This is a genomic window from Pseudomonas sp. Rh2 (assembly GCF_040762985.1).
GTDB classification, from domain to species: Bacteria; Pseudomonadota; Gammaproteobacteria; order Pseudomonadales; family Pseudomonadaceae; genus Aquipseudomonas; species Aquipseudomonas taiwanensis.
This window is the reverse complement of sequence record NZ_CP142890.1, coordinates 1,116,790-1,139,503: the sequence shown is the minus strand read 5'-3', so window position 1 is coordinate 1,139,503 and position 22,714 is coordinate 1,116,790. Positions and strand designations below refer to the sequence as shown.

Below are 22,714 nucleotides of genomic sequence, written 5' to 3'. Positions count from 1 at the left end.
CGAAAATGCGCTTGAGTGTAGAAGGCGCGGTATTATGCCTGCTTTGTCCGGCGGCATGAAAAGCCGGTGGTCTTGTGACGTGGTTTGGGGTCGGTGCACAACCCCGAAAATAGTGAAGAGGAACCCATGGCCCCCTGGCTGACAGTAGTAGGTATCGGCGAAGACGGATTCAGCGGTCTGGGCAAGCACGCCCGGCGCGCCCTGCTGAGCGCTTCGCGGATCATCGGCAGCCCGCGCCAGTTGGCCCTGCTGCCACGCTGCGTGCCTGGCGAGCGCCAGCCATGGCCTGCCCCCTTCTCCCTGGCCCCGGTCCTGGCCCTGCGCGGCGAGCCGGTGTGCGTGCTGGCCAGCGGCGACCCCATGTTCTACGGCGTCGGCGCCAGCCTGGCGCGACAGCTCCCCGCCGACGAGATGCAGGTGCTATCGATGCCCTCGTCCTGTGCCCTGGCCGCCGCCCGCCTCGGCTGGCCATTGCAGGAGGTGCAGGTGGTGTCGGTCGTCGGCCGGCCCCTGGCAACGCTGAACGCTCATCTGCACAGCGGTGTGCGCCTGCTGGTCCTGAGCAATGACGGCAGCAGCCCCGGTGCCATCGCTGCTTTGCTGCGCGAGCGGGGTTTCGGCCCCAGCCGCGTGCAAGTCTTCGAGCATCTGGGTGGCGTCGAGGAACGTCGCTTGTCAGCGACGGCCGAAGACTGGCCTGATGCACAGGTTGCCGCACTCAACCTGGTCGCCATCGAGTGCATCGCGACCCCGCATGCGTTGCGCCTGCCTCGGGTCGCCGGGCTGCCCGACGGGGCTTTTCGCCATGACGGCCAACTGACCAAACGCGATGTCCGCGCCATCACCCTGGCCCGCCTGGCACCGCAGCCGGGCGAGCTGCTGTGGGACGTGGGCGCGGGGTGCGGCTCGATTGGCATCGAGTGGATGCGCGCGCATCCTGCCTGTCGGGCACTGGCCATCGAAGCCGACGAAGGGCGGCAAGGCTTCATCGAACATAACCGCGACGCGCTGGGCGTGCCTGGGCTGCAGTTGATCCGTGGCAAGGCACCCGACGCCCTGCAGGCACTGGAGCGCCCCGACGCGATCTTCATCGGCGGCGGCGTCACCCGTGAGGGCGTATTGCCGCTGTGCTGGGAGCGTCTGCGGCCTGGTGGGCGCTTGGTCGCCAACGCCGTGACCCTGCAAAGCGAGTTGGCCCTGGCCCACTTCCGCGAACAGCACGGTGGCGAACTGACGCGTATCCACATCGCCCAGGCGCAACCTCTGGGCCGCTTCGACACCTGGCGCCAAGCCCTGCCAATCACCCTGCTCGACGTGGTGAAGCCTGCCGATGCGTGAAGAAACCCAAGAACAACCAGCCCCCCTGCGCAGCGGCCTGACCACCGGCAGCTGCGCCACGGCCACCAGCCTGGCGGCGGCGCGCCTGTTGCTGACCGGTGAGTGCCATGATGCGGTGAGCATTACCTTGCCCAAGGGCAAAGTGGTGCAGATGCGCCTGGAGTTTTGCCGGCGCAATGACCAAGGCGCTGAAGCCGGTACCCTGAAGGATGCAGGCGACGATCCGGACGTCACCCATGGGGCGTTGCTCTACACCCAGGTGCGTTTACTGGCGGAGCCAGGCATCCGCTTCGTCGCGGGTAAAGGCGTCGGCACGGTCACGCGACCTGGGCTGGTACTGGCGGTAGGCGAACCTGCGATCAACCCGGTGCCGCGGCGCATGATCAGCGAGCACCTGCAACAACTTGCCAGCGACTGTGCCTACGCTGGGGGTTTCGAGGTCACGGTCAACGTGCGCGACGGCGAACAGCTGGCGCTCAAGACCATGAACCCACGGCTGGGCATCCTGGGGGGCTTGTCGATTCTCGGCACCAGCGGCATCGTCCGGCCGTTTTCGTGCTCCGCCTACATTGCCTCGATTCACCAAGGCATCGACGTCGCCCATACCAACGGATACACCCACATCGCCGCCTGCACCGGCAATGCCAGCGAGGACACCATACGCCGCGTCTACGGCCTGCCGGAAATCGCCTTGATCGAGATGGGCGACTTCGTCGGCGCGGTGCTCAAGCACCTGCGCAAAGTGCCGGTAGCCCAAGTGACCTTGTGTGGCGGCTTCGGCAAGATCAGCAAGCTGGCGGCCGGGCACATGGACCTGCACAGCCGCCATTCGAGCATCGACCTGCCGCAACTGGCCGGCTGGGCGGCGGACATCGGTGCCGACCCGGCACTGCAAACCGCCATCGTCGCCGCCAACACCAGCCAGCAGGCGCTGGCCCTGGCCCATGCCCAAGGCATAGCCCTGGGTGATGCAGTGTGTGACCACGCCCTGGCCTTTGCCCGCAGCGTGGTGCCCGCGCAGGTGCGAATGGAAGTGATCGCCATCGACCGGCAAGGCGGCATCGTAGGCCGCGCGGGTACCTTATGAGCGGACGCATCCTGCTGCTCGGTGGCGTCACCGAGGCCCTGGCCATCGCCCGTCGACTGGGCCCCGAGCACGTCTACAGCTTGGCCGGTATAGGCCGTGTGCCCCAGGACCTGACTTGCCAGGTGCGCGTCGGCGGCTTCGGGGGAGCCGAGGGACTGGCGCGCTACCTGCGCGAAGCAGGCATTACCCTGCTGATCGACGCCACCCATCCCTATGCCGCACAGATCAGCCAGAACGCGGCAAGCGCCGCCCGCGCCACCAGCACCCCGTGCTGGGCCCTGCGCCGCCCGGCCTGGCAGCCTCAGCCTGGCGATGACTGGCGCGAGGTGGAAAACTGGGCGGACCTGATCCAGGCTCTCGCCCCTTTCCGCCGCCCGCTGTTCACCTTGGGCCGCGAGCCCTTGCAACATCTGGACGAGATACCGGCTGGCCAGTTCTGGACACTCCGCGCCCTAGAGGCCTGCCCAGGCAATGCGCGCTGCGAGGTGATCGGCGCACGCGGGCCGTTCGACATCGCCGGTGAGCGAGCGTTGTTCGATCGTCGGGACATCGATGTACTGGTCAGCAAGAACAGCGGCAGCGTGGCCACCGAGCCAAAGCTGGAAGTGGCGCGGGAACGGGGGGTGCCGGTACTGGTCCTGAAACGCCCGCCGTTGCCGAAGGCAGAGCGCGAATTCCACTCGGCAAGCACGCTGCTTGAGGCATTGGGCTTGCCAAGCACGGACCGCGCGGCGGATCTGCCGAAGCGCGGCCAGCCGGAAAGCCAGGTGGGCGAAGACTTTCAGCGTTAGCTGTGCGGCGTCGAAGCTGGATTCGGTCAGCGGATCGAAGCGAAGCGTCCAGGGGTACTGCGTCACTTCACCGCACCCCGCCATTTTTACCTATACTCCGCCGTACAATAGCCACCACGATTCCTGACCGGATCTCTCCATGCCCCCACGTCGGCACATCGCCTGGATAGCCTGCCTTGCAGTGCTGTTCAACCTGCTGGCCATGCCGCTGTCCTCTGCTGCGCCCAAGGGCCCTGCTGAGCAGCTGCTGTGGGGGGCTTTCTGTTCCAGCATGGCGGGCAAGGCCAAGGTCGATGTCCAGGCCCTGGCCAAGATCGACCTGGGTACGCAAAGCGACGACCACTCCAACATGCAGCACTGCTGGTGCTGTTCGGGCGCCGCGCCCTTGCTTGCCCTGCCGGGCTATCCGCCGCAATTGCACAATCCGCCCACCGTGCTTGCCGGGCTCGCGCCTCAGCTTGCCGCGTACCAACCTACGCCCCGCCAGCTTTGGCCCGCGCTCAACCCCCGAGCCTCTCCCCTGGTCTGAGTTCATCACGCTTTCGCTTCGAACCCGATCAGAACGGAGACATGCCCATGCTCGAACGCACCCTCATGCTGGCTGCCCTGCTGCTGCCTGGCGCCTACGCCAATGCCCACGAGTACACCGTAGGCGACCTGCACATCGCCCACCCCTGGTCGCTGGCGCTACCGCCGAACGCCCCCAACGTCGCGGCCTATTTCGTCGTCCACAACAATGGCAAGGCCGACGATCGCCTGCTCGGCGTCGACAGCCCGATCAGCGATGATGCGCAACTCCACGAGCACGCCCAGACCAGCGGCGGCACCATGAAGATGCAGCAGGTGCCAAGCGTAACGGTACCTGCGGGCAAGGACCTGACCTTCGCCCCTGGCGCCTACCACGTGATGCTGATGCAACCGAAAGAACGCAGCCTGCTCAGCGACGGCAAGCGCTTTCCATTGACCCTGCACTTCGAGAAGGCCGGCGACATCACCGTCGATGTGGCCGTGCAGAAGCAGCCACCGACGGACCAGCCGCAGGCCCACGAACACGCGCACTGACGCCAGCTGACAGGCGCTCGCCACCATGAGCCTGCCACGTAACAGCCTCAGCCGTACCACCCGCCCTGAACGCAGGCGCGTCGGTGGCGGTTGGCTGAGCCTGTTCGCCATGTGGATGATCTTCATCGGCCCGCTGATTTCCCAGTCGATGCCGATGGATCACCACGCCAGCATGAGCATGCCAATGGACATGCCAATGGCGGCTGCCCATCAGCATGGCGGCGATACACATCACGGCATGGGCAACGATGGCCAGTTGCATGTGATGTGGGAAAAATGCGGCTATTGCAGCCTGCTGTTCAACTGCCCCGCCCTGCCGCAAACCCTTAGCCCGCTCAGCGTAGCCAGCACAGCGCCCTCCACCTTCATCCTTGCACCCACGCGCCAGGGCCATGCCCGGCAGGCCGTGTTCCCCGGCGCACGCAGCCGCGCGCCGCCCCTTTCGATCAGCGTCTGAACCCCCGATATCGCCCGGAGCCAGGAGGCTTCGCGCTTACTCATGACTGATCGACTGGAATCATTATGTCCGGCTGCACCCCTGTATTCACTCCCGCCGTCTGCGGGACCCTCGCCGCACTGTGCGGCTCGCTGCTCGCCCCCATGGCCTTGGCCGCCGATACCGGCCATGAAGGCCATGAAGCGGAACTGAGCCCGACGGTGATCACCGCCGTAGCGCCAAGCTCGCCGCTGACCGTCGTCACCCATCCGAAAGACCCTCGCCAACCGGTGCCGGCCAGCGATGGTGCCGACTACCTCAAGACCATTCCCGGCTTCTCGGCGATCCGCGCCGGCGGCACCAATGGCGACCCCGTACTGCGCGGCATGTTCGGCTCACGCCTGAACATCCTCACCAACGGCGGCGTGATGCTCGGCGCTTGCCCCAACCGGATGGACGCGCCGACCTCCTACATTTCGCCGGAAACCTACGACCGCCTCACCGTCATCAAAGGCCCGCAAAGCGTGATCTGGGGCCCCGGGGGCTCGGCTGGCACCATTCTCTTCGAACGCGATCCGGAACGCTTCGGCACCCTCGGCAGCCGCGTCAACGCCAGCCTACTGGCCGGCTCCAACGGCCGCTTCGATAAGGTCCTCGACGCCGCGGCTGGCAACAGTCTCGGTTACGCTCGCTTCGTCGGTAACCAGTCACGCTCGGACGACTACAAGGACGGCAATGGCGACACCGTGCCGTCTCGCTGGGACAAATGGAACGGCGATGTGACCCTTGGCTGGACGCCAGATCAGGACACCCTGCTGGAGCTTACCGCCGGCAAGGGCGACGGCGAGGCACGCTACGCCGGGCGGGGCATGGATGGTTCGCAGTTCAAGCGCGAGAGCCTAGGCCTGCGCTTCGAGAAATCCAACCTGGGCGAGGTGCTCGACAAAATCGAGGCGCAGGTCTACTACAACTACGCCGACCATGTGATGGACAACTACAGCCTGCGTACTCCGTCAGGCACCGGCATGATGGCCGGGCCGATGGCCGCCGCTGTCGAACGCCGCACGCTGGGGGCACGGATCAAGGCCACCTGGCGCTGGGCCGATGTGCAACTGATCAGCGGCATCGACGCGCAGACCAACGAGCACCGCGCGCGCAGCGCAATGGGCGTGGACACCTACAAGGACAAACCCTGGGACAAGGACGCCGACTTCCACAACTATGGCGCCTTCGGCGAACTCACCTGGTACGCCACCGGCGAAGACCGCCTGGTCACCGGCCTGCGCCTGGACCGTGCCTCAGCCAGGGACTTTCGCGAGGACAGCGCCACCCAGGGCAACACCCGTGCCGACACCCTTCCCAGCGGCTTCGTTCGCTACGAGCACGACCTGGCGGCGTTGCCAGCCACCACCTACATCGGCCTCGGCCATGCCCAGCGCTTCCCCGATTATTGGGAGCTGTTCTCCCCGGACCAGGGCCCAACCGGCTCGACCAATGCCTTCGACAGCATCAAGCCTGAGAAAACCACCCAGCTCGACGTTGGCATCCAGTACCGCGACGAGCGCCTGGAAGCCTGGGCCTCGGGATATATCGGGCAGGTACGCGACTACATCCTGTTCGACTATCGCACCGGCATGATGGGCATGAGCAGTACCCAGGCACAGAACATCGACGCCCGCATCATGGGCGGCGAACTGGGGGCGGCCTACAAGCTGACCGAAAACTGGAAGGCCGACGCCACCCTGGCCTACGCCTGGGGCAAGAACAGCAGCGACGGCAAGGCACTGCCGCAAATGCCACCGCTGGAGAGCCGCCTGGGCCTGACCTACAGCCGCGACACCTGGAGCGTCGGCGCCCTCTGGCGCCTGGTCGCCGAACAGAACCGTATCGCCGAGAACCAGGGCAACGTGGTGGGCAAGGACTATCAGAAAAGCGCGGGCTTCGGCGTGTTCTCGCTCAACGGCGCCTACAAGGTGAGCCACAACCTCAAGCTCAGCGCGGGGGTCGACAACCTGTTCGACAAGGCCTACGCCGAGCACCTGAACCTGGCAGGGAATGCCGGGTTCGGCTACCCGGCCAGTGATCCACAGCCGGTGAACGAGCCAGGCAGGACCTTCTGGACCAAGGTCGATTTCAGCTTCTGACAATAACAACGGGCGCGGCTTCGGGCGCGCCCATCAGCAGGTCAAGACAGGAGGCTCCCATGAGCGGAACACGCATTTCTTTCTACAACCTGGCCTGGCGTTGGCATTTCTATGCGGGGCTGTTCGTCGCGCCCTTCATGATCCTGTTGGCGATCACCGGGATCATCTACCTGTTCAAGCCACAGCTCGATCCTTTGATGTACCGCGACCTGATGGTGGTCGAAGCCGGTACGCAGCGACAGGGTGCCGACACCCTGTTGGCCGAAGTGCGCCAGGCCTATCCACAGGGGCACGTGGGCCAGTACCTGCCGCCCGTCGATGCCGAGCGCAGTGCGCAGTTCGTGGTGCACGAGGGCGCTCGCGAGCTCAACGTCTTCGTTGACCCCTATACCGGCAAGATCCTCGGCGACCAGGACGCCAAGCAGAACCTGCAGGCTATCGCCCGGGCCCTGCACGGCGAGCTGATGGTCGGCACGGTCGGCGACAGGCTGGTCGAGCTGGCTGCCGGCTGGGGTATCGTGCTGGTGGTGTCTGGCCTGTACCTGTGGTGGCCGCGAGGGCGCAGCGGTGGCGGCGTGTTGTGGCCCAGGCTGTCTGCCCGTGGCCGCGTGTTGTGGCGCGACCTGCACGCAGTAAGCGGCTTCTGGGGCTCGGCGCTGTTGCTGATGATGCTGCTCAGCGGCATGACCTGGACCGGGCTGTGGGGCAAGCAGTACGCCGATCTGTGGAACCGCTTCCCGGCGGCCATGTGGAACGACGTGCCCAAGTCGGACCAGCAAGCGCGTGAACTCAACAGCGCCCATCGCCAGACCGTGCCCTGGGCCATGGAGAACACCCCAATGCCACAATCCGGTGCCCATGCCGAACATGCCGGGCATCACATGATGTCCAACGCGCCAGCGGCGCCCCAAGTGAGCGTGCAGCAGGTCGAGGACATCGCCACCGCCCGCCAGGTCGAACCCGGCTACAGCATCACGCTACCGACCACGGCCGAAGGCGTATTCACCGTCTCGGTGTTCGCCGACGATCCGCGCAACGATGCCACCCTGCACGTGGATCAGTACAGCGGCAAGGTTCTGGCCGACGTACGCTGGCACGACTACAGCCCGGTGGCCAAGACCACCGAACTGGGTGTGATGCTGCATGAAGGCAAGATGTTCGGGGCACTGAACCAGATCATCATCCTGCTGGTGTGCCTGATGATTCTGCTGGGTTCGGTCAGCGGCCTGGTGATGTGGTGGAAGCGCCGGCCAGCAGGTGGCCTGGGCGTGCCGCCGCTGCGCCATGACCTGCCGCGCTGGAAGACGGCGGTGGCAGTGATGCTGGTGCTCGGGGTGATGTTCCCGCTGGTGGGAGTGTCGATGGTCGTGATGTGGGGGGTGGACAGCCTGGTGCTGCGGCGCCACCGGGCGTTGGCCAATGCCTGAATCTCGATAGGTGCCGGCCCTTTCGCGGGTTTTCCCGCGAAAGGGCCGCCGCGGGACACAGGCTGCCACCCAAAAAACGAGTCGATCTGTCACGCACACATCTGGAACGAGCGTGTTAGCCTAGCCGGCTACCTCTGAAAAGAAGACCGACTCTCGATGGAATGCAGCCCATGACCCGGACCTCATCTCCTCCTGCTGAAGATCAGCACCTGCAACGCAACCTCACCAACCGCCACATCCAACTGATCGCCATTGGCGGCGCGATCGGCACCGGCCTGTTCATGGGCTCGGGCAAGACCATCAGCCTGGCAGGCCCTTCGATCATCTTCGTCTACATGATCATCGGCTTCATGCTGTTCTTCGTCATGCGCGCCATGGGCGAGCTGCTGCTGTCGAACCTCAACTACAAGTCGTTCATCGACTTCTCTGCCGACCTGCTCGGCCCATGGGCGGGCTACTTCACGGGTTGGACCTACTGGTTCTGCTGGGTAGTCACCGGCATTGCCGACGTGGTCGCCATCGCCGCATACACCCAGTTCTGGTTCCCCGAACTGCCGCAGTGGATACCCGCGCTGACCTGCGTGGCGGTGCTGCTGTCGCTGAACCTGGTGACCGTGAAAATGTTCGGTGAACTCGAGTTCTGGTTCGCCCTGATCAAGATCGTCGCCATCCTCGGCCTGGTCGCCACCGGCCTGTACATGGTCGTGACCGGTTTCAACGCACCTAGCGGCCATACCGCGCAACTGGCCAATCTGTGGAACGACGGCGGCATGTTCCCCAATGGCCTGATGGGCTTCTTCGCAGGCTTCCAGATTGCCGTGTTCGCCTTCGTCGGCATCGAGCTGGTCGGTACCACCGCTGCTGAAGCGAAGAACCCAGAGCGCACCCTGCCACGGGCGATCAACTCGATCCCGGTGCGGATCATCGTGTTCTATGTCCTGGCGCTGGTCGCGATCATGGCCGTGACCCCATGGCGCGAGGTGGTGCCGGGCAAGAGCCCGTTCGTCGAGCTGTTCGTGCTGGCGGGTTTGCCGGCGGCGGCAAGTATCATCAACTTCGTGGTGCTGACCTCGGCAGCGTCGTCCGCCAACAGCGGCGTGTTCTCCACCAGCCGCATGCTCTATGGCCTGTCCCAGGAAGGCGATGCACCCAAGGCATTCGAGAAATTGTCGAGCCGCTCGGTGCCGGCCAACGGCCTGTACTTCTCCTGCACCTGCCTGCTGCTCGGGGCAGTGTTGATCTACCTGGTACCCAACGTGATCGAGGCATTCACCCTGGTGACCACCGTGTCGGCGGTGCTGTTCATGTTCGTGTGGACGCTGATCCTGCTGTCATACCTGAAGTACCGCAAGCACCGCGCGGCGCTGCACCAGGCTTCGATCTACAAGATGCCTGGCGGTCGTTTCATGTGCTACGTCTGCCTGGCGTTCTTCGCGTTCATCCTGGTGCTGCTGAGCCTGGAAGCGGACACCCGCTCTGCGCTGGTGGTGACGCCGATCTGGTTCCTGCTGCTGGCGGTGACCTATCAGTTCGTACGCAGCAAGCGGCATCCGCGTGCAGCCGTGAGTGAAGCGTCCAACAGCTGATACAACCCTTGGGGCTGCTACGCGGCCCCAATCCTGTGCACGCCAAAAGCGCAGGCACCAAATCGGATCCACTTCACGCCCTAATACCTCGCACAACCCCTCTATTGTGCACCTTCTGCCACTAGGCACACCCCTTGCAAAGCCCCTCCCCGCTTGCCCAACACCATAAAAAACTCAGCGGAGAGAGCACATGAAGCGTCGCAGTCTGATCAAGGCCTTTACCCTCAGCGCATCGCTCGCGGCGATGGGCCTGAGCTGGAGCATCCAGGCCGCCGAAACCATCAAGGTCGGCATCCTGCATTCTTTGTCCGGGACCATGGCGATTTCCGAGACATCGCTCAAGGACATGGCGCTGATGACCATCGACGAGATCAACGCCAAGGGCGGGGTCAACGGCAAGATGCTCGAGCCGGTGGTGGTCGACCCGGCCTCCAACTGGCCGCTGTTCGCCGAAAAGAGCCGCCAACTGCTGACCCAGGACAAGGTCGCCGTGGTGTTTGGCTGCTGGACTTCGGTGTCGCGCAAGTCTGTGCTGCCGGTGTTCGAGGAGCTCAATGGCCTGCTGTTCTACCCGGTGCAGTACGAGGGTGAAGAGATGTCGCCCAACGTGTTCTACACTGGCGCCGCGCCGAACCAGCAGGCCATCCCGGCCGTGGAATACCTGATGAGCGAGGACGGCGGCAGCGCCAAGCGCTTCTTCCTGCTGGGTACCGACTATGTCTACCCACGTACCACCAACAAGATCCTGCGCGCCTTCCTGCACAGCAAGGGCGTGGCGGACAAAGACATCGAAGAGGTCTACACGCCGTTCGGCCACAGCGACTACCAGACCATCGTCGCCAACATCAAGAAGTTCTCCGCCGGTGGCAAGACTGCGGTCATTTCCACCGTCAACGGCGACTCCAACGTGCCGTTCTACAAGGAACTGGCCAACCAGGGCCTGAAGGCCACCGACGTGCCGGTGGTGGCCTTCTCGGTGGGTGAGGAAGAGCTGCGCGGTATCGACACCAAGCCACTGGTGGGCCACCTGGCCGCGTGGAACTACTTCGAGTCGGTGGATAACCCAGTCAACCAGAAGTTCGTCGCCGACTGGAAAGCCTATGCCAAGGCCAAGAACCTGCCAGGCGCCGACAAGGCAGTGACCAACGACCCGATGGAGGCCACTTACGTGGGCATCCACATGTGGGCACAGGCTGCCGAGAAGGCCAAGTCGACCGATGTCGACAAGGTCCGCGAAGCCCTGGCCGGGCAGACCTTCAAGGCACCGTCGGGCTTCACCCTGACCATGGACAAGACCAACCACCACCTGCACAAGCCCGTGATGATCGGCGAGATCCAGGATGACGGGCAATTCAGCGTGGTGTGGGAAACCGAGCAGCCGCTGCGTGCACAGCCGTGGAGCCCGTTCATTCCGGGCAATGAGAAGCGGCCGGACTACGCGGTGAAAGGTAACTGAGTGCATTGGGGCCGCTTTGCGGCCCATTCGCGGGTAACCCAGCGTCCACAGAGACCGCACCCTATTCAAACTGTGCAGCGTACCTGTGGGAGCGGGTTGACCCGCGAAGAATCCACCGCCGATTTCCAGGATTACCCGCATGCTCAGACTGCTGCTCACCCTGCTCCTGCTGATGCCCTTGGCAACCCAGGCCAACGAGGGCGAATTCTTCCTCACCGCCAAGCCCGCCGAGCAGGCTCGCCTGCTCGAAGGCTGGGCGGCGCAACCCGATGCCGCGCGTCTTGCGCTGCTGGAAAACCTTCGTCAGGGCCGCATCGCCGAAGGTGATAGCCGCAAAGTCCGCCTCAACAACCGCCTGCGCGGGCTGATCGACAACGCCCTGGCCAGCCACCAACTGCTGAGCGACAACCGCGACACGCGTCTGACCGCCGCCCAGCAACTGCAGAAAAGCGCACAACCGGCGCAAATGGCCTTTCTCGACCGGCGCTTCGCCAGCGAGCAGGACGCCGCCGTGCATGCCGCGCTCGGCCTGGCACTGGCCAACCTGCAATTAGGCGCCAGCGAACCGGCCGTGCGCCTGGCAGCCGTGCGCCTGCTCGGCGAAACCGGCGACCCCCTGGCCCGTACCCGGCTGGAAGCGCTGTTGCAACCTGACGCCGAACGCGACCCCGGCGTGCGTACCGCGGCCGAAACCAGCCTGGCCCAGGTCAAACGCAAGCTGCTGGCAGGCGAATTGCTCGGCCAGGCCTTCAGCGGGCTGTCCCTGGGCTCGATCCTGCTGCTGGCCGCCCTGGGCCTGGCGATCACCTTCGGCCTGCTCGGGGTGATCAACATGGCCCACGGCGAGATGTTGATGCTGGGCGCCTACAGCACCTACATGGTCCAGGTGCTGCTGCAACGCTATGCACCGGGCGCCATCGAGTTCTATCCACTGATCGCTTTGCCTGTGGCCTTCGCTGTCAGCGCCGGGGTCGGCATGGCGCTGGAACGTACCGTCATCCGCCACCTCTACGGCCGGCCGCTGGAAACCCTGTTGGCGACCTGGGGCATCAGCCTGATCCTGATCCAGGCCATTCGTCTGATCTTCGGCGCGCAGAACGTCGAAGTGAGCAACCCGGCATGGTTGTCCGGTGGCATCCAGGTGCTGCCTAACCTGGTGCTGCCATACAACCGCCTGGTGATCATCGGCTTCGCCCTGGCGGTGGTACTGCTCACCTGGCTGCTGCTCAACCGCACCCGACTGGGCCTGAACGTGCGTGCCGTGACCCAGAACCGCAACATGGCGGCCTGCTGCGGCGTTTCCACCGGGCGCGTCGACATGCTCGCCTTCGGCCTCGGCTCTGGTATTGCGGGGCTCGGCGGCGTGGCCTTGAGCCAGGTCGGCAACGTTGGCCCGGACCTGGGCCAGAGCTACATCATCGATTCGTTCCTGGTGGTGGTGCTCGGCGGTGTCGGCCAGCTCGCCGGCAGCCTCTGGGCAGCCTTTGGCCTGGGCATCGCCAACAAGCTGCTGGAGCCGCAGATTGGCGCGGTACTCGGCAAGATCCTCATCCTTGCGTTGATCATTCTGTTCATCCAGAAACGCCCGCAAGGCCTGTTCGCCCTCAAGGGACGGGTAATCGACTGATGAACCAGCCTCTGCTTGTTACCGCTTCGCAAAAGGCCGGGCCACGCCTGACCCTGGCCATCGGTGCCCTCGTCGTGCTGGTGCTGGTGGCCCTGCCACTGCTGTCACTGCTGCCGGCGGACAACGCCCTGCAGGTCTCGGCCTACACACTGACGCTGGTCGGCAAGATCCTCTGCTATGCCATCGTCGCGCTGGCACTGGACCTGGTGTGGGGGTATGCCGGCTTGCTGTCCCTTGGTCATGGCCTGTTCTTCGCCCTGGGGGGCTACGCCATGGGCATGTACCTGATGCGCCAGGCCGCTGGCGACGGCTTGCCTGGGTTCATGACATTCCTGTCGTGGAACGAGCTGCCCTGGTACTGGGCTGGAACCCAGCACTTCGCCTGGGCGCTATGCCTGGTAGTGCTGGCACCTGGGCTGCTGGCGCTGGTGTTCGGTTTCTTCGCCTTCCGTTCGCGGATCAAGGGCGTGTATTTTTCGATCATGACCCAAGCGCTGACCTTCGCCGGCATGCTGCTGTTCTTCCGCAACGAGACGGGCTTCGGTGGCAACAACGGGTTCACCAGCTTCCGCACCATCCTGGGCTTCGACATCGCCGCCCAGGGCACCCGGGCGGTTCTGTTCCTGCTGACGGTCGGCCTGCTGCTGGCGAGCCTGTACCTGTGCTGGCGTCTGACCCAGAGCAAGTTCGGACGCTTGCTCACCGCCGTGCGCGATGCCGAGAACCGCCTGATGTTCTGCGGTTACGACCCGCGCGGGTTCAAGCTGCTGGTGTGGGTGCTCAGCGCGGTTCTATGCGGCCTGGCCGGCGCCTTGTACGTGCCCCAGGTAGGCATCATCAACCCCAGCGAGATGTCGCCGACCAACTCCATCGAAGCCGCGGTATGGGTCGCCCTGGGTGGCCGTGGCACGCTGATCGGCCCGTTGCTCGGCGCCGGCCTGGTCAATGGCATGAAGAGCTGGTTCACCGTGGCATTCCCGGAATTCTGGCTGTTCTTCCTCGGCGCGCTGTTCATCCTCGTCACCCTTTACCTGCCCAAGGGGGTGGTCGGCCTGTTGAAAAAAGGAGCCAGCCATGAAAGGCGTCCCCCCTGTGCATCCGGAGTTCATGCTCGAACCGGTTTTCGACAACCTCGGCCCCAGCCGTGACGCCATCGGCCTGGGCCAGCGGCGCAAGGCCGGCCTGGATACCCGCCACGGCACGGTGCTGAGCCTGGAAGACATCAGCGTGAGCTTCGATGGCTTCAAGGCCCTCAACGCGCTGAACCTCTACATCGGCGTCGGCGAGTTGCGGTGCATCATCGGCCCCAACGGGGCGGGCAAGACCACGATGATGGACGTGATCACCGGCAAGACCCGTCCGGACACCGGCAGTGCCTACTTCGGCGACACCCTCGACCTGACCCGCATGAGCGAGTACCAGATCGCCCAGGCCGGGATCGGCCGCAAGTTCCAAAAGCCGACGGTGTTCGAGGCGCTGACGGTGTTCGAGAACCTGGAGCTGGCGCTCAAGACCGACAAATCGGTCTGGGCCAGCCTCGCGGCGCGCTTGAGCGGCGAACAGCGCCAGCGCATCGAAGAGGTGCTCAGCACCTTGCGCCTGCTGCCCTTGGCTCAGCGCCAGGCGGGGTTGCTGTCCCATGGCCAGAAGCAGTTCCTGGAGATCGGCATGCTGCTGGTGCAGGAGCCGCAATTGCTGTTGCTGGACGAGCCGGTGGCCGGCATGACCGATGCCGAGACCGAGTTCACCGCCGAACTGTTCAAGGGTCTGGCCGGCAAGCACTCGCTAATGGTGGTGGAACATGACATGGGGTTTGTCGGCAGCATTGCCGACCATGTGACGGTGTTGCACCAGGGCAGTGTGCTGGCGGAGGGATCGCTGGAGCAGGTGCAGGCCAATGAGCGGGTGGTCGAGGTGTATCTGGGCCGATGATTCTCCGGTGGCTGTGCCAGCCTCTTCGTGGTTTACCCGCAAAGCGGCTGGCATGAGCACTGCAACCATTTCAGGAATTCTCACATGCTGAAAATCGACTCCCTGCACCAGTTCTACGGCGGCAGCCACATCCTCCGAGGCTTGTCCTTCGAGGCCAAGGTCGGCGAGGTCACCTGCCTGCTCGGGCGCAACGGCGTGGGCAAGACCACCCTGTTGCGCTGCTTGATGGGGCTGGTGCCAGCCCGCGAAGGCAGCATCGAATGGGAAGGCAAGGCCATCACCACGCTCAAGCCCCAGCAACGGGTGCATGCCGGTATCGCCTATGTGCCCCAAGGCCGCGAGATTTTTCCGCGCCTGACCGTCGAGGAGAACCTGCTGATGGGCCTGTCGCGCTTCCCGGCCCGCGAAGCCCGTGAAGTGCCCGCGTTCATCTACGAGCTGTTCCCAGTGCTCGAACAGATGAAACAACGGCGGGGGGGCGATCTCTCCGGCGGCCAGCAGCAACAGCTGGCCATCGGCCGCGCGCTGGCCAGCCGCCCACGCCTGCTGATCCTCGACGAGCCCACCGAAGGCATCCAGCCCTCGGTGATCAAAGAGATCGGCGCAGTGATCCGGCGCCTGGCAGCGCGCGGCGACATGGCCATCTTGCTGGTGGAACAGTTCTACGACTTCGCCGAGGCGCTGGCGGACCAGTACCTGGTCATGGCCCGTGGTGAGATCGTGCAACGGGGTCGTGGCGAAAACATGCAGGCAGAAGGTGTGCGCGGGCTGGTAACCATTTAATCTGCAGCCATCGATCCTGCGAGACGCTGTCATGAGTTACGAAATCCGCGACGCCCTGCCCGCCGATGTGCCGGGCATCCTCGACATCTACAACGACGCGGTGCGCAACACCACGGCCATCTGGAACGAAACACCGGTCGACCTGGCCAACCGCCAGGCCTGGTTCGAAGCCCGGGCACAACAGGGGTATCCGATCCTGGTGGCCGTGGATGACAGCGGTGTACTGGGTTATTCCTCGTTCGGTGACTGGCGGCCATTCGAGGGCTTTCGCCATACCGTGGAGCACTCGGTGTACATCCGCGACGATCAGCGTGGCAAAGGACTCGGGCCGCAGCTGATGAGTGCGCTGGTCGAGCGTGCCCGGGGTTGTGGCAAGCATGTGATGGTGGCGGCCATCGAGAGCGGCAATGCGGCGTCGGTGCGCCTGCATGAACGGCTGGGGTTCGTGGTGACCGGGCAAATGCCGCAGGTTGGAGTGAAGTTCGGGCGCTGGCTGGACCTGACCTTCATGCAGTTGCTGCTGACCCCAGGAGCTGAACCACGCTGAAGCGCCTTCCCCTGTGCAAACGGCCTTGCGTCGCGAAAGGGCTGCAAAGCAGCCCCTGCAACCTTGAGGCTGGGCCAGAAATCGGCCGTTAGGGCCTAGAGTTGGGTAAACCTGCCCAGGCGCTGCCTCAACATACTGTTCTCACTGCGCAACTGCTGCACCTCCTGCAGTAGTTCCAGCGCCAGGGCCACGCCTTCCCATTCCAGATCCAGCTCCTGGTGCAGCTTGACCGCGCGCCTGGCCAACAGCGGCGCCTGGTCATCGAACAGCCAGTCTTCCGGCGTTCGCCCCTTTGGTTCAACGATGCCGTGCTCGACGATCTCGATCACGTAATCCTTCGTGATGTTGGCTTCCTGGCACAGGGTGCGCATATCCAGTTGAACGATCAGGGTGCTGCTCATGATCACTTACTCCATTGAGCCCTCGGATTGAACGCTGCCTTCTCGGAAAGCTTGGTCCACAGTTCGCGGGCAGCCTCGTTGGATGTGGTCGGCATGACCACCTTGAGCTGCGCGTAAAGGTTGCCGCGCTCGCCCTGTTTGTTCACCAGCCCCATGCCCTTTACGCGCAGGCGCTGGCCGCTCTGGCTATCGGGGCGGATGGTCAGGTTGATCTTGCCCTCCAGGGTCGGCACCTCCACCTTGGTGCCCAGGGCTGCCTCCCACGGTGCCAGCGGCACAGTGACGATCAGGTCATGACCTTCGACATCGAACAGTGGGTGCGGTGCCATGCGAATGGTCAGGAACAGGTCGCCATTGGCCCCGCCACCGCTGCCCGGCGCGCCCTGGCCTTTGAGGCGAATGCGCTCGCCGTCGGTCACCCCGGCGGGAATCTTCACGTTCAGGGTCTTGGTGGTGAACCCAGTGCGCTGGCCTGCACCATTGGTTTGCGGCACCTGGAAGCTGATCTGCTTGGATTCCTTGCTCAGGGTCTCTTCGAGGAAGATCGCCAGTTCCAGTTCCACGTCCTGCCCTCGCCTACCCGCACTGCGCTGTTGACCACGGCCACCGAAGGGGTTGCCGCCACGGGCGCCGAAGATCGAGCTGAAGAAGTCGGAGAAATCGCCGCCTTCGAAACCGCCACCACCCCCCCGGCTTTCCCAGCCTGGGGGCGCCTGGAACGGTCGGCCATGCTGGCCGCCGTACTTGCGAATTTCGTCGTACTCGGCGCGCTTCTGCGCATCGCCCAGCACTTCATAGGCCTCGTTGGCCTCCTTGAATTTCTCCTCGGCGTCGCGCTCCTTGCTGACGTCGGGGTGATACTTACGCGCCAGCTTGCGGTACGCGGCCTTGATCGCCTTTTCGTCCGCGGTGGCCTCTACGCCAAGTATCTTGTAGTAGTCTTTGAAGTCCATCTATGGATCACCAGTGTGAAATTGCGTGTTGCTTCTGAAGATTGGGGTCAAGCATAGCCTTTCAAGCTTCGCTTGGCTTTGCTCCAAGGCAGACGGCCGGTCTTGATTCTGTTGCCAAGTGGCATAAACTGCGCGGCCGTTTTGCCTCCGGAAGCCTTTTCCCATGTCTGACGTATCACCGGCCCGCGCCCTCGGTATCGACTTCGGCACCTCGAACTCCACCGTCGGCTGGCACCGCCAGGGCGCTTCGTCGCTGATCGCCCTTGAAGATGGCAAGATCACCTTGCCCTCGGTGGTGTTCTTCAACCTCGAAGAGCGCCGCCCGGTGTATGGCCGTCTGGCGCTGCACGAGTACCTGGAAGGCTATGAAGGCCGCCTGATGCGTTCGCTCAAGAGTCTGCTGGGCTCCAAGTTGATCAAGCACGACACCAGCGTGCTGGGCAGCGCCCTGCCGTTCAAGGACCTGCTGGGCATGTTCATCGGCGAGCTGAAAAAACGCGCCGAGGCTGCCGCCGGTCGCGAATTCGAGCACGTGGTGCTGGGCCGCCCGGTGTTCTTCGTCGATGAAGACCCGGCTGCCGACCAAGAGGCCGAGGACACCCTCGCAGAAGTGGCGCGCAAGATCGGCTTCAAGGACGTGTCGTTCCAGTACGAGCCCATCGCCGCGGCCTTCGACTACGAGTCGGGCATCAGCCGCGAAGAGCTGGTGCTTATCGTCGATATCGGCGGTGGTACTTCGGACTTTACCCTGATCCGCCTGTCGCCCGAGCGCCACGAGGTGACCGAACGCCAGAGCGACATCCTTGCCACCGGCGGCGTGCACATTGGCGGTACCGATTTCGACAAGCAACTGAGCCTGCAAGGGGTGATGCCATTGTTCGGCTATGGCAGCCGGATGAAAAGCGGCGCCCTGATGCCCACCAGCTACCACCTTAACCTGGCCACCTGGCACACCATCAACGCCCTGTACTCGCAGAAGTCGCAACTGGCGCTGGGCAGCATGCGCTACGACATCGAGGATACACTCGGCATCGACCGTCTGTTCAAGCTGATCGAGCAGCGCGCCGGGCACTGGCTGGCGATGGAAGTGGAAGCCAGCAAGATCGAGCTGACCGAGCACGATAGCCGACGCATCGACCTGGGCCGCGTCGAGCGGGAGCTGGGTGTCGACCTGACCCGCACACTGTTCGAAGGCGCTATCGAGGGGTTGCTGGAGCGTGTGCGTGGCAGCGTGACCGAGCTGCTGGGCAAGGCTGGTGTAAGCCCAGCCCAGGTGGACACGGTGTTCTTCACCGGGGGCTCCAGCGGCATTCCCGCGCTGCGCAACAGTGTGGCGGCAATGCTGCCCAATGCCCAGCACGTGGAAGGCAACATCTTCGGCAGTATTGGGAGCGGCTTGGCGATCGAGGCGCGCAAGCGATACGGCGCGGCCTGAATCCTTCCCTGCCTCATCGCCCGCAGCAGCCGGCGAGCCGGCGATGAGGCAGGGGAACCTACACCAGCTCGGCCCGCTTCAACTCACTCTTCAGATACGCGTAGTAAACAGGCCCCGCCACCACCCCTGGCAGCCCGAACGCCGCCTCGAACACCAGCATCGCCAACAGCAGCTCCCAGGCCTTGGCACTGATTTGCCCGCCAACGATCCGCGCATTGAGGAAATACTCGACCTTGTGGATGACGATCAGATAGCCCAAGGCGGCGGCCGCCACCCAGATCGACAGCGACAACCCGACAATGGTGATCAAGGTGTTGGACATCAGGTTGCCGATGACCGGCAGCAGCCCCAGCAGGAAGGTCAACACGATCAGCGTCTTGGTCAACGGCAGGTGCACGCCGAACAGAGGCAGCACCACCGCCAGGAAGATGCCGGTGAACACGGTGTTGAGCAGCGAGATCTTGATCTGTGCGAAGACGATGTTGCGAAACGCCTGCACCAGCAGGCTAAGCCGCTCGAACAGTGCCGCCGCCAGGGGTTTGCGCCGAGAAATGTCGGGAATGCGCTGCAGGGCGACGATGGCACCCAGGATCATGCCGATCAGCAGGGTCACGAACATGTGCGCCATGCCCTTGCCCACCAGCTGCAGGTCGCTGAGGTGGCTTTTGATCCAGTCACCGATGGCGACCTTGAACTCAGCGGCGCTGGCCGGCAGGTAGCCTTCGATGAACGGCGGCAGTTGGCCACGTGCACGCTCTACCAGGCCGATGAACTTGTCCAGCGAGGCACCGGGGTTCTCGGCTTCGTGCAGCAGAAAGCTGAAGGCTCCGGCGATCAGCAGCGCCAGGGTACTGACCACCAAGGTCCCCAGCATGGCCACGGCCAGCCAGCGTGCCCGTTGGCCGGTAATGACCGGCTGCAAGCGTGGCGTGAGCATGTTGACCAGTTCGAACACCAGTAACCCGGCCAGCAGGCTGGGCAGCAACTTGAGGGGCAACGCCAGCAACAGGCCGGCAAATACGATGATCCAACTGGCCAGGTTGATCTGGCGGGGGGTGAAGGTCATACAGCCTCAGCGGCAGACAACGGAAAAGATTCGCAGTCTGCCAGCCTTCGTCCTACAGGCATAGGCACAGGTCATTTCTTCTTCAGGCAGTCGCTCATGAAAGCCTTGCGCTCGTCCCCCTTAAGCGCCTTGGCGGTGGCGTCGGCGTTGCAGGTTTTCATTTTTTCCTGCTGGGTCGCCTTGAGGCACTTGCTCATGAATGCCTTGCGCTCGTCCCCTTTTAGGGCTTGTTCGGTGGCTTCGGCATTGCAGGTTTTCATCTTCTCCTGTTGCGCCGTGGCGGCGAATCCTTGCCCACAGATCAACACACCCAACACCAGCACAGGCACTTGCAGCATCTTCATGGAGTGGTCTCCTTGTCTCCGCGCCCGATGCACGGACATGGGGCTGAGTGTAGTCGTTTTCTCTACAGCCCTGCAGCCTTGAGCCGGGCTGCGTGCTCGGTGAACAGCCGCACCGGATCGGCCCCCTTGCCTACCGCGCCCAGTTGCTGGTTGACGATGTCCAAGTGATCGAGCGGGTAGTCATCACCGATCACCTGCCCCAGATGCGAGCTGAACCGCCCGACCATGCCGTCGCACTGTCCCTTCTCTTTCACGAAGCTGCGGGCGAACAGGCGGCAGAAGCGGTTGCTGCCATCGAACCGGTTGCGGCCCTGGTCGGTCAGCCCCGGCTGCAGCGTTCCCGACCAGGAGTAGTAGCGAACGCCATTGACCTCTACTGGCCCCTCACCACCCCAGGTATGCGGCAAGCCTTGTGGATAAGCCTGGTTGAAGCGTGCAACGCCATCGCTGGTCAGCGACTGGTGCGAGGCATGCACATCGATGGGTAGCGGATCGCGGCGCCAGCTGGTCTCCAGCCACACCAGCAGTACCGCCACCCCATGCAGCACCGCCTTGAGCACGCGCCCCTGCGGGGAGTCGCCAGGCGCCACCCGCGCCAGATGATCGGCCAGCTCCGAGCCGTGGTTGGGCCCTGCCACCGAGGTCACTGACGCGATGCGATCTGGCCGTCTGGCCGCCGCATAACGCGCATCCAGGGCGCCTTGGCTGTGGCCGATGAGGTTGACCTTCTCGGCGCCGCTGCGCTGACAGAGCGCTTCGATGATCGCCAGGAGTTGCTCGCCTCGCACCTCGCTGGAGTGCACGGGCGAGACCTGTACCGGAAACACCTGTGCACCGCCGCGACGCAGGGCCGGGACGATGCCGAACCAATAGGGGTAGAGCAGCACCCGCACGAACCCAAGCATGCCCGGCACCAGTACCAGTGGGTATCGCGTTGCCAGTTCCTGCGCCATTGCCTGGCCCCTGTCCTTGGACGATGGGCCAACACTACCGCGCAGGCGGCGGGCATCGCAATCGAACTCCTGGCGTGCGCTGTGGTTCCAATCCAGAACAGACCCTTAGCAAGGAGCGGGACCATGTACAAGCAGACCCTGGCGATTCTTCTGGCAAGTGCCACCCTGGCGGCGTGCGGCAGCCGTCCGGAAAACCCGGTGGACTATGTCACCTTCCGTGACGAGCCGCTGGTGAAGCAGGTGGAGAACGGCATGACCATGCAGAAAGTCATCGCCATCGGTGGCAGCCCCTCGAACGTGATCGACCTGCCCCACGGCGGCACCTGCAATGACTACATCCTCAACCGCGATGGGCACCAGCAACCTTACTACGTGCGTTTCGATGCGACCGGCCATGTCGATGCCAAGGGCTTCAAGACCTGCAACCAACGCGAAAAGGACAGCGAAGCTGTCCATGGCGCGTGAACCTTCCTGACACCTGAACACCTGTCCTGATCTGTTTGGAGACCACCATGAGCAACGTTGAACTGACCGATGTGAATACCTTGCGCGCGCGGGCACGCCAGCATGTCGAGCAAGGCGCCGTGACCGAGGGGTACCCTGCTGATCGCGAGAAAATCCTGCGGCTGCTCAACGAGTCGCTGGCCACCGAGCTGGTCTGTACCTTGCGCTACAAGCGGCACTACTTCATGGCCAGTGGTATCAAGGCCAGTGTAGCGGCGCAGGAGTTTCTGGAACATGCCAACCAGGAAGCCGAGCATGCTGACAAATTGGCTGAGCGGATTGTTCAGCTGGGGGGGAGCCTGATTTCAATCCGGATAACCTCTCGAAGCACTCGCATGCCCAGTATGTAGAGGGTAAATCGCTCAAGGAAATGGTGTTGGAGAACTTAGTAGCGGAACGGATTGCCATCGACAGTTACCGGGAGATCATCCAATACATCGGCGATAAGGATCCGACTACGCGGCGTATTTTCGAAGATATTCTGGCACAGGAAGAAGAGCACGCCGATGACATGTCGGATTTGCTGCAGGGCCTCTGACTGCTTTGCGTAAGAGCGGAACGGTGATGGAACTTCGCCTTGGCACAAGGTTAGGCTGACCCACTTACCACGGGCCAACCATAGGCCGAAAATTTAACTAAAAGCCGGCATTTGTCCCGCGTGAATATCCATTTGCCATGGAGTCGCTTCTTCACCTTTCCGCCCTTCCGGTGGGTTACTTTGGTCGTGGCCAAAGTAACCATAACCGTTGGCCCCTACCATCCAGCCCCTACGTTTCGGGGCTCCCTCACTCCGGCCTCCTGACCTCGTGATGTGTGGTGCCTGGATCCTCGCGCACTAAAAG

21 protein-coding genes and 2 pseudogenes are annotated in these 22,714 nt (G+C 63.8%); 18 read left to right on the top strand and 5 right to left on the bottom strand.

The window, feature by feature from the left end:
- Positions 1-126 precede the first annotated feature (126 nt).
- The 15 genes and pseudogenes from VXM67_RS05120 (at position 127) to VXM67_RS05050 (ending at position 16,216) form a co-directional block, all read left to right on the top strand.
- Positions 127-1,338 carry a bifunctional cobalt-precorrin-7 (C(5))-methyltransferase/cobalt-precorrin-6B (C(15))-methyltransferase gene (locus tag VXM67_RS05120; RefSeq protein ID WP_027907983.1) on the top strand — a complete coding sequence of 404 codons (1,212 nt, stop codon included), beginning with the start codon at positions 127-129 and terminating at the stop codon, positions 1,336-1,338.
- Complete coding sequence (locus tag VXM67_RS05115) at positions 1,331-2,425, top strand: cobalt-precorrin-5B (C(1))-methyltransferase (RefSeq protein WP_023378532.1); 1,095 nt, start codon at positions 1,331-1,333, stop codon at positions 2,423-2,425. The genes VXM67_RS05120 and VXM67_RS05115 overlap by 8 nt, the downstream gene beginning before the upstream one ends.
- A complete protein-coding gene (locus tag VXM67_RS05110; RefSeq protein ID WP_081669743.1) occupies positions 2,422-3,216 on the top strand; it encodes a cobalt-precorrin-6A reductase in 795 nt (264 codons plus the stop codon). The genes VXM67_RS05115 and VXM67_RS05110 overlap by 4 nt, the downstream gene beginning before the upstream one ends.
- Before the next feature lie 139 nt (positions 3,217-3,355).
- Positions 3,356-3,745 carry a DUF2946 domain-containing protein gene (locus VXM67_RS05105; protein ID WP_023378530.1) on the top strand — a complete coding sequence of 130 codons (390 nt, stop codon included), beginning with the start codon at positions 3,356-3,358 and terminating at the stop codon, positions 3,743-3,745.
- Between the two features lie 47 nt (positions 3,746-3,792).
- Positions 3,793-4,278, top strand: a complete 486-nt coding sequence (locus VXM67_RS05100) for a copper chaperone PCu(A)C (RefSeq protein WP_023378529.1) — start codon at positions 3,793-3,795, stop codon at positions 4,276-4,278.
- A 25-nt stretch (positions 4,279-4,303) separates the two neighbouring features.
- Positions 4,304-4,735 (top strand): DUF2946 domain-containing protein, encoded by a 432-nt coding sequence (locus tag VXM67_RS05095; RefSeq protein ID WP_023378528.1) that lies wholly within the window; start codon positions 4,304-4,306, stop codon positions 4,733-4,735.
- A gap of 65 nt (positions 4,736-4,800) precedes the next feature.
- Positions 4,801-6,858, top strand: coding sequence for a TonB-dependent copper receptor (locus VXM67_RS05090; protein ID WP_027907982.1), 2,058 nt, complete (start codon positions 4,801-4,803; stop codon positions 6,856-6,858).
- A 59-nt stretch (positions 6,859-6,917) separates the two neighbouring features.
- The gene (locus VXM67_RS05085) at positions 6,918-8,285 is read left to right on the top strand and encodes a PepSY domain-containing protein (protein WP_023378526.1); all 1,368 of its coding nucleotides are present in this window, start codon (positions 6,918-6,920) and stop codon (positions 8,283-8,285) included.
- A 170-nt stretch (positions 8,286-8,455) separates the two neighbouring features.
- Complete coding sequence (gene cycA / locus VXM67_RS05080; protein ID WP_023378525.1) at positions 8,456-9,871, top strand: D-serine/D-alanine/glycine transporter; 1,416 nt, start codon at positions 8,456-8,458, stop codon at positions 9,869-9,871.
- Positions 9,872-10,061: 190 nt separating this feature from the next.
- A complete protein-coding gene (gene urtA, locus VXM67_RS05075) occupies positions 10,062-11,327 on the top strand; it encodes an urea ABC transporter substrate-binding protein (RefSeq protein WP_023378524.1) in 1,266 nt (421 codons plus the stop codon).
- Positions 11,328-11,499: 172 nt separating this feature from the next.
- Positions 11,500-12,954 carry an urea ABC transporter permease subunit UrtB gene (gene urtB / locus VXM67_RS05070; protein WP_238346405.1) on the top strand — a complete coding sequence of 485 codons (1,455 nt, stop codon included), beginning with the start codon at positions 11,500-11,502 and terminating at the stop codon, positions 12,952-12,954.
- Positions 12,954-14,018: pseudogene (gene urtC, locus VXM67_RS05065) on the top strand (urea ABC transporter permease subunit UrtC); the annotation flags it as partial. The gene urtB and the pseudogene urtC, both read left to right, overlap by 1 nt.
- A 43-nt stretch (positions 14,019-14,061) precedes the next feature.
- The gene (gene urtD / locus VXM67_RS05060) at positions 14,062-14,886 is read left to right on the top strand and encodes an urea ABC transporter ATP-binding protein UrtD (RefSeq protein WP_238346404.1); all 825 of its coding nucleotides are present in this window, start codon (positions 14,062-14,064) and stop codon (positions 14,884-14,886) included.
- Positions 14,887-14,970: 84 nt separating this feature from the next.
- Positions 14,971-15,669 carry an urea ABC transporter ATP-binding subunit UrtE gene (gene urtE / locus VXM67_RS05055; protein WP_023378520.1) on the top strand — a complete coding sequence of 233 codons (699 nt, stop codon included), beginning with the start codon at positions 14,971-14,973 and terminating at the stop codon, positions 15,667-15,669.
- Positions 15,670-15,700: 31 nt separating this feature from the next.
- Positions 15,701-16,216: a GNAT family N-acetyltransferase gene (locus VXM67_RS05050; protein ID WP_023378518.1), complete on the top strand. Its 516-nt coding sequence runs from the start codon at positions 15,701-15,703 to the stop codon at positions 16,214-16,216.
- Positions 16,217-16,311: 95 nt separating this feature from the next.
- Here VXM67_RS05050 and VXM67_RS05045 read toward each other — a convergent pair whose 3' ends face one another.
- Together VXM67_RS05045 and cbpA are read right to left on the bottom strand one after the other, a co-directional pair.
- Complete coding sequence (locus tag VXM67_RS05045) at positions 16,312-16,617, bottom strand: chaperone modulator CbpM (protein ID WP_023378516.1); 306 nt, start codon at positions 16,615-16,617, stop codon at positions 16,312-16,314.
- 2 nt (positions 16,618-16,619) lie between these two features.
- Positions 16,620-17,570, bottom strand: a complete 951-nt coding sequence (cbpA, locus tag VXM67_RS05040) for a curved DNA-binding protein (protein ID WP_027907980.1) — start codon at positions 17,568-17,570, stop codon at positions 16,620-16,622.
- A gap of 163 nt (positions 17,571-17,733) precedes the next feature.
- On the opposite strand from cbpA, the gene VXM67_RS05035 reads away from it, so the two are divergent.
- Positions 17,734-19,005 (top strand): Hsp70 family protein, encoded by a 1,272-nt coding sequence (locus tag VXM67_RS05035; protein ID WP_186598266.1) that lies wholly within the window; start codon positions 17,734-17,736, stop codon positions 19,003-19,005.
- 58 nt (positions 19,006-19,063) lie between these two features.
- On the opposite strand, the gene VXM67_RS05030 is transcribed toward VXM67_RS05035, so the two are convergent.
- From VXM67_RS05030 to VXM67_RS05020, 3 genes are all read right to left on the bottom strand, one after another.
- Positions 19,064-20,071: an AI-2E family transporter gene (locus VXM67_RS05030; RefSeq protein ID WP_023378514.1), complete on the bottom strand. Its 1,008-nt coding sequence runs from the start codon at positions 20,069-20,071 to the stop codon at positions 19,064-19,066.
- Positions 20,072-20,142: 71 nt separating this feature from the next.
- Complete coding sequence (locus VXM67_RS05025) at positions 20,143-20,415, bottom strand: PsiF family protein (RefSeq protein ID WP_023378513.1); 273 nt, start codon at positions 20,413-20,415, stop codon at positions 20,143-20,145.
- Between the two features lie 62 nt (positions 20,416-20,477).
- Positions 20,478-21,368, bottom strand: coding sequence for a triacylglycerol lipase (locus VXM67_RS05020; RefSeq protein WP_023378512.1), 891 nt, complete (start codon positions 21,366-21,368; stop codon positions 20,478-20,480).
- Positions 21,369-21,491: 123 nt separating this feature from the next.
- Here VXM67_RS05020 and osmE point away from each other — a divergent pair, with 123 nt between their 5' ends.
- Entirely contained in the window at positions 21,492-21,833 is a 342-nt protein-coding gene (osmE, locus tag VXM67_RS05015) for an osmotically-inducible lipoprotein OsmE (RefSeq protein ID WP_023378511.1), read from the top strand.
- A gap of 47 nt (positions 21,834-21,880) precedes the next feature.
- Positions 21,881-22,410 (top strand): annotated as a pseudogene (locus VXM67_RS05010) (bacterioferritin).
- The last annotated feature ends 304 nt before the right edge of the window (positions 22,411-22,714 follow it).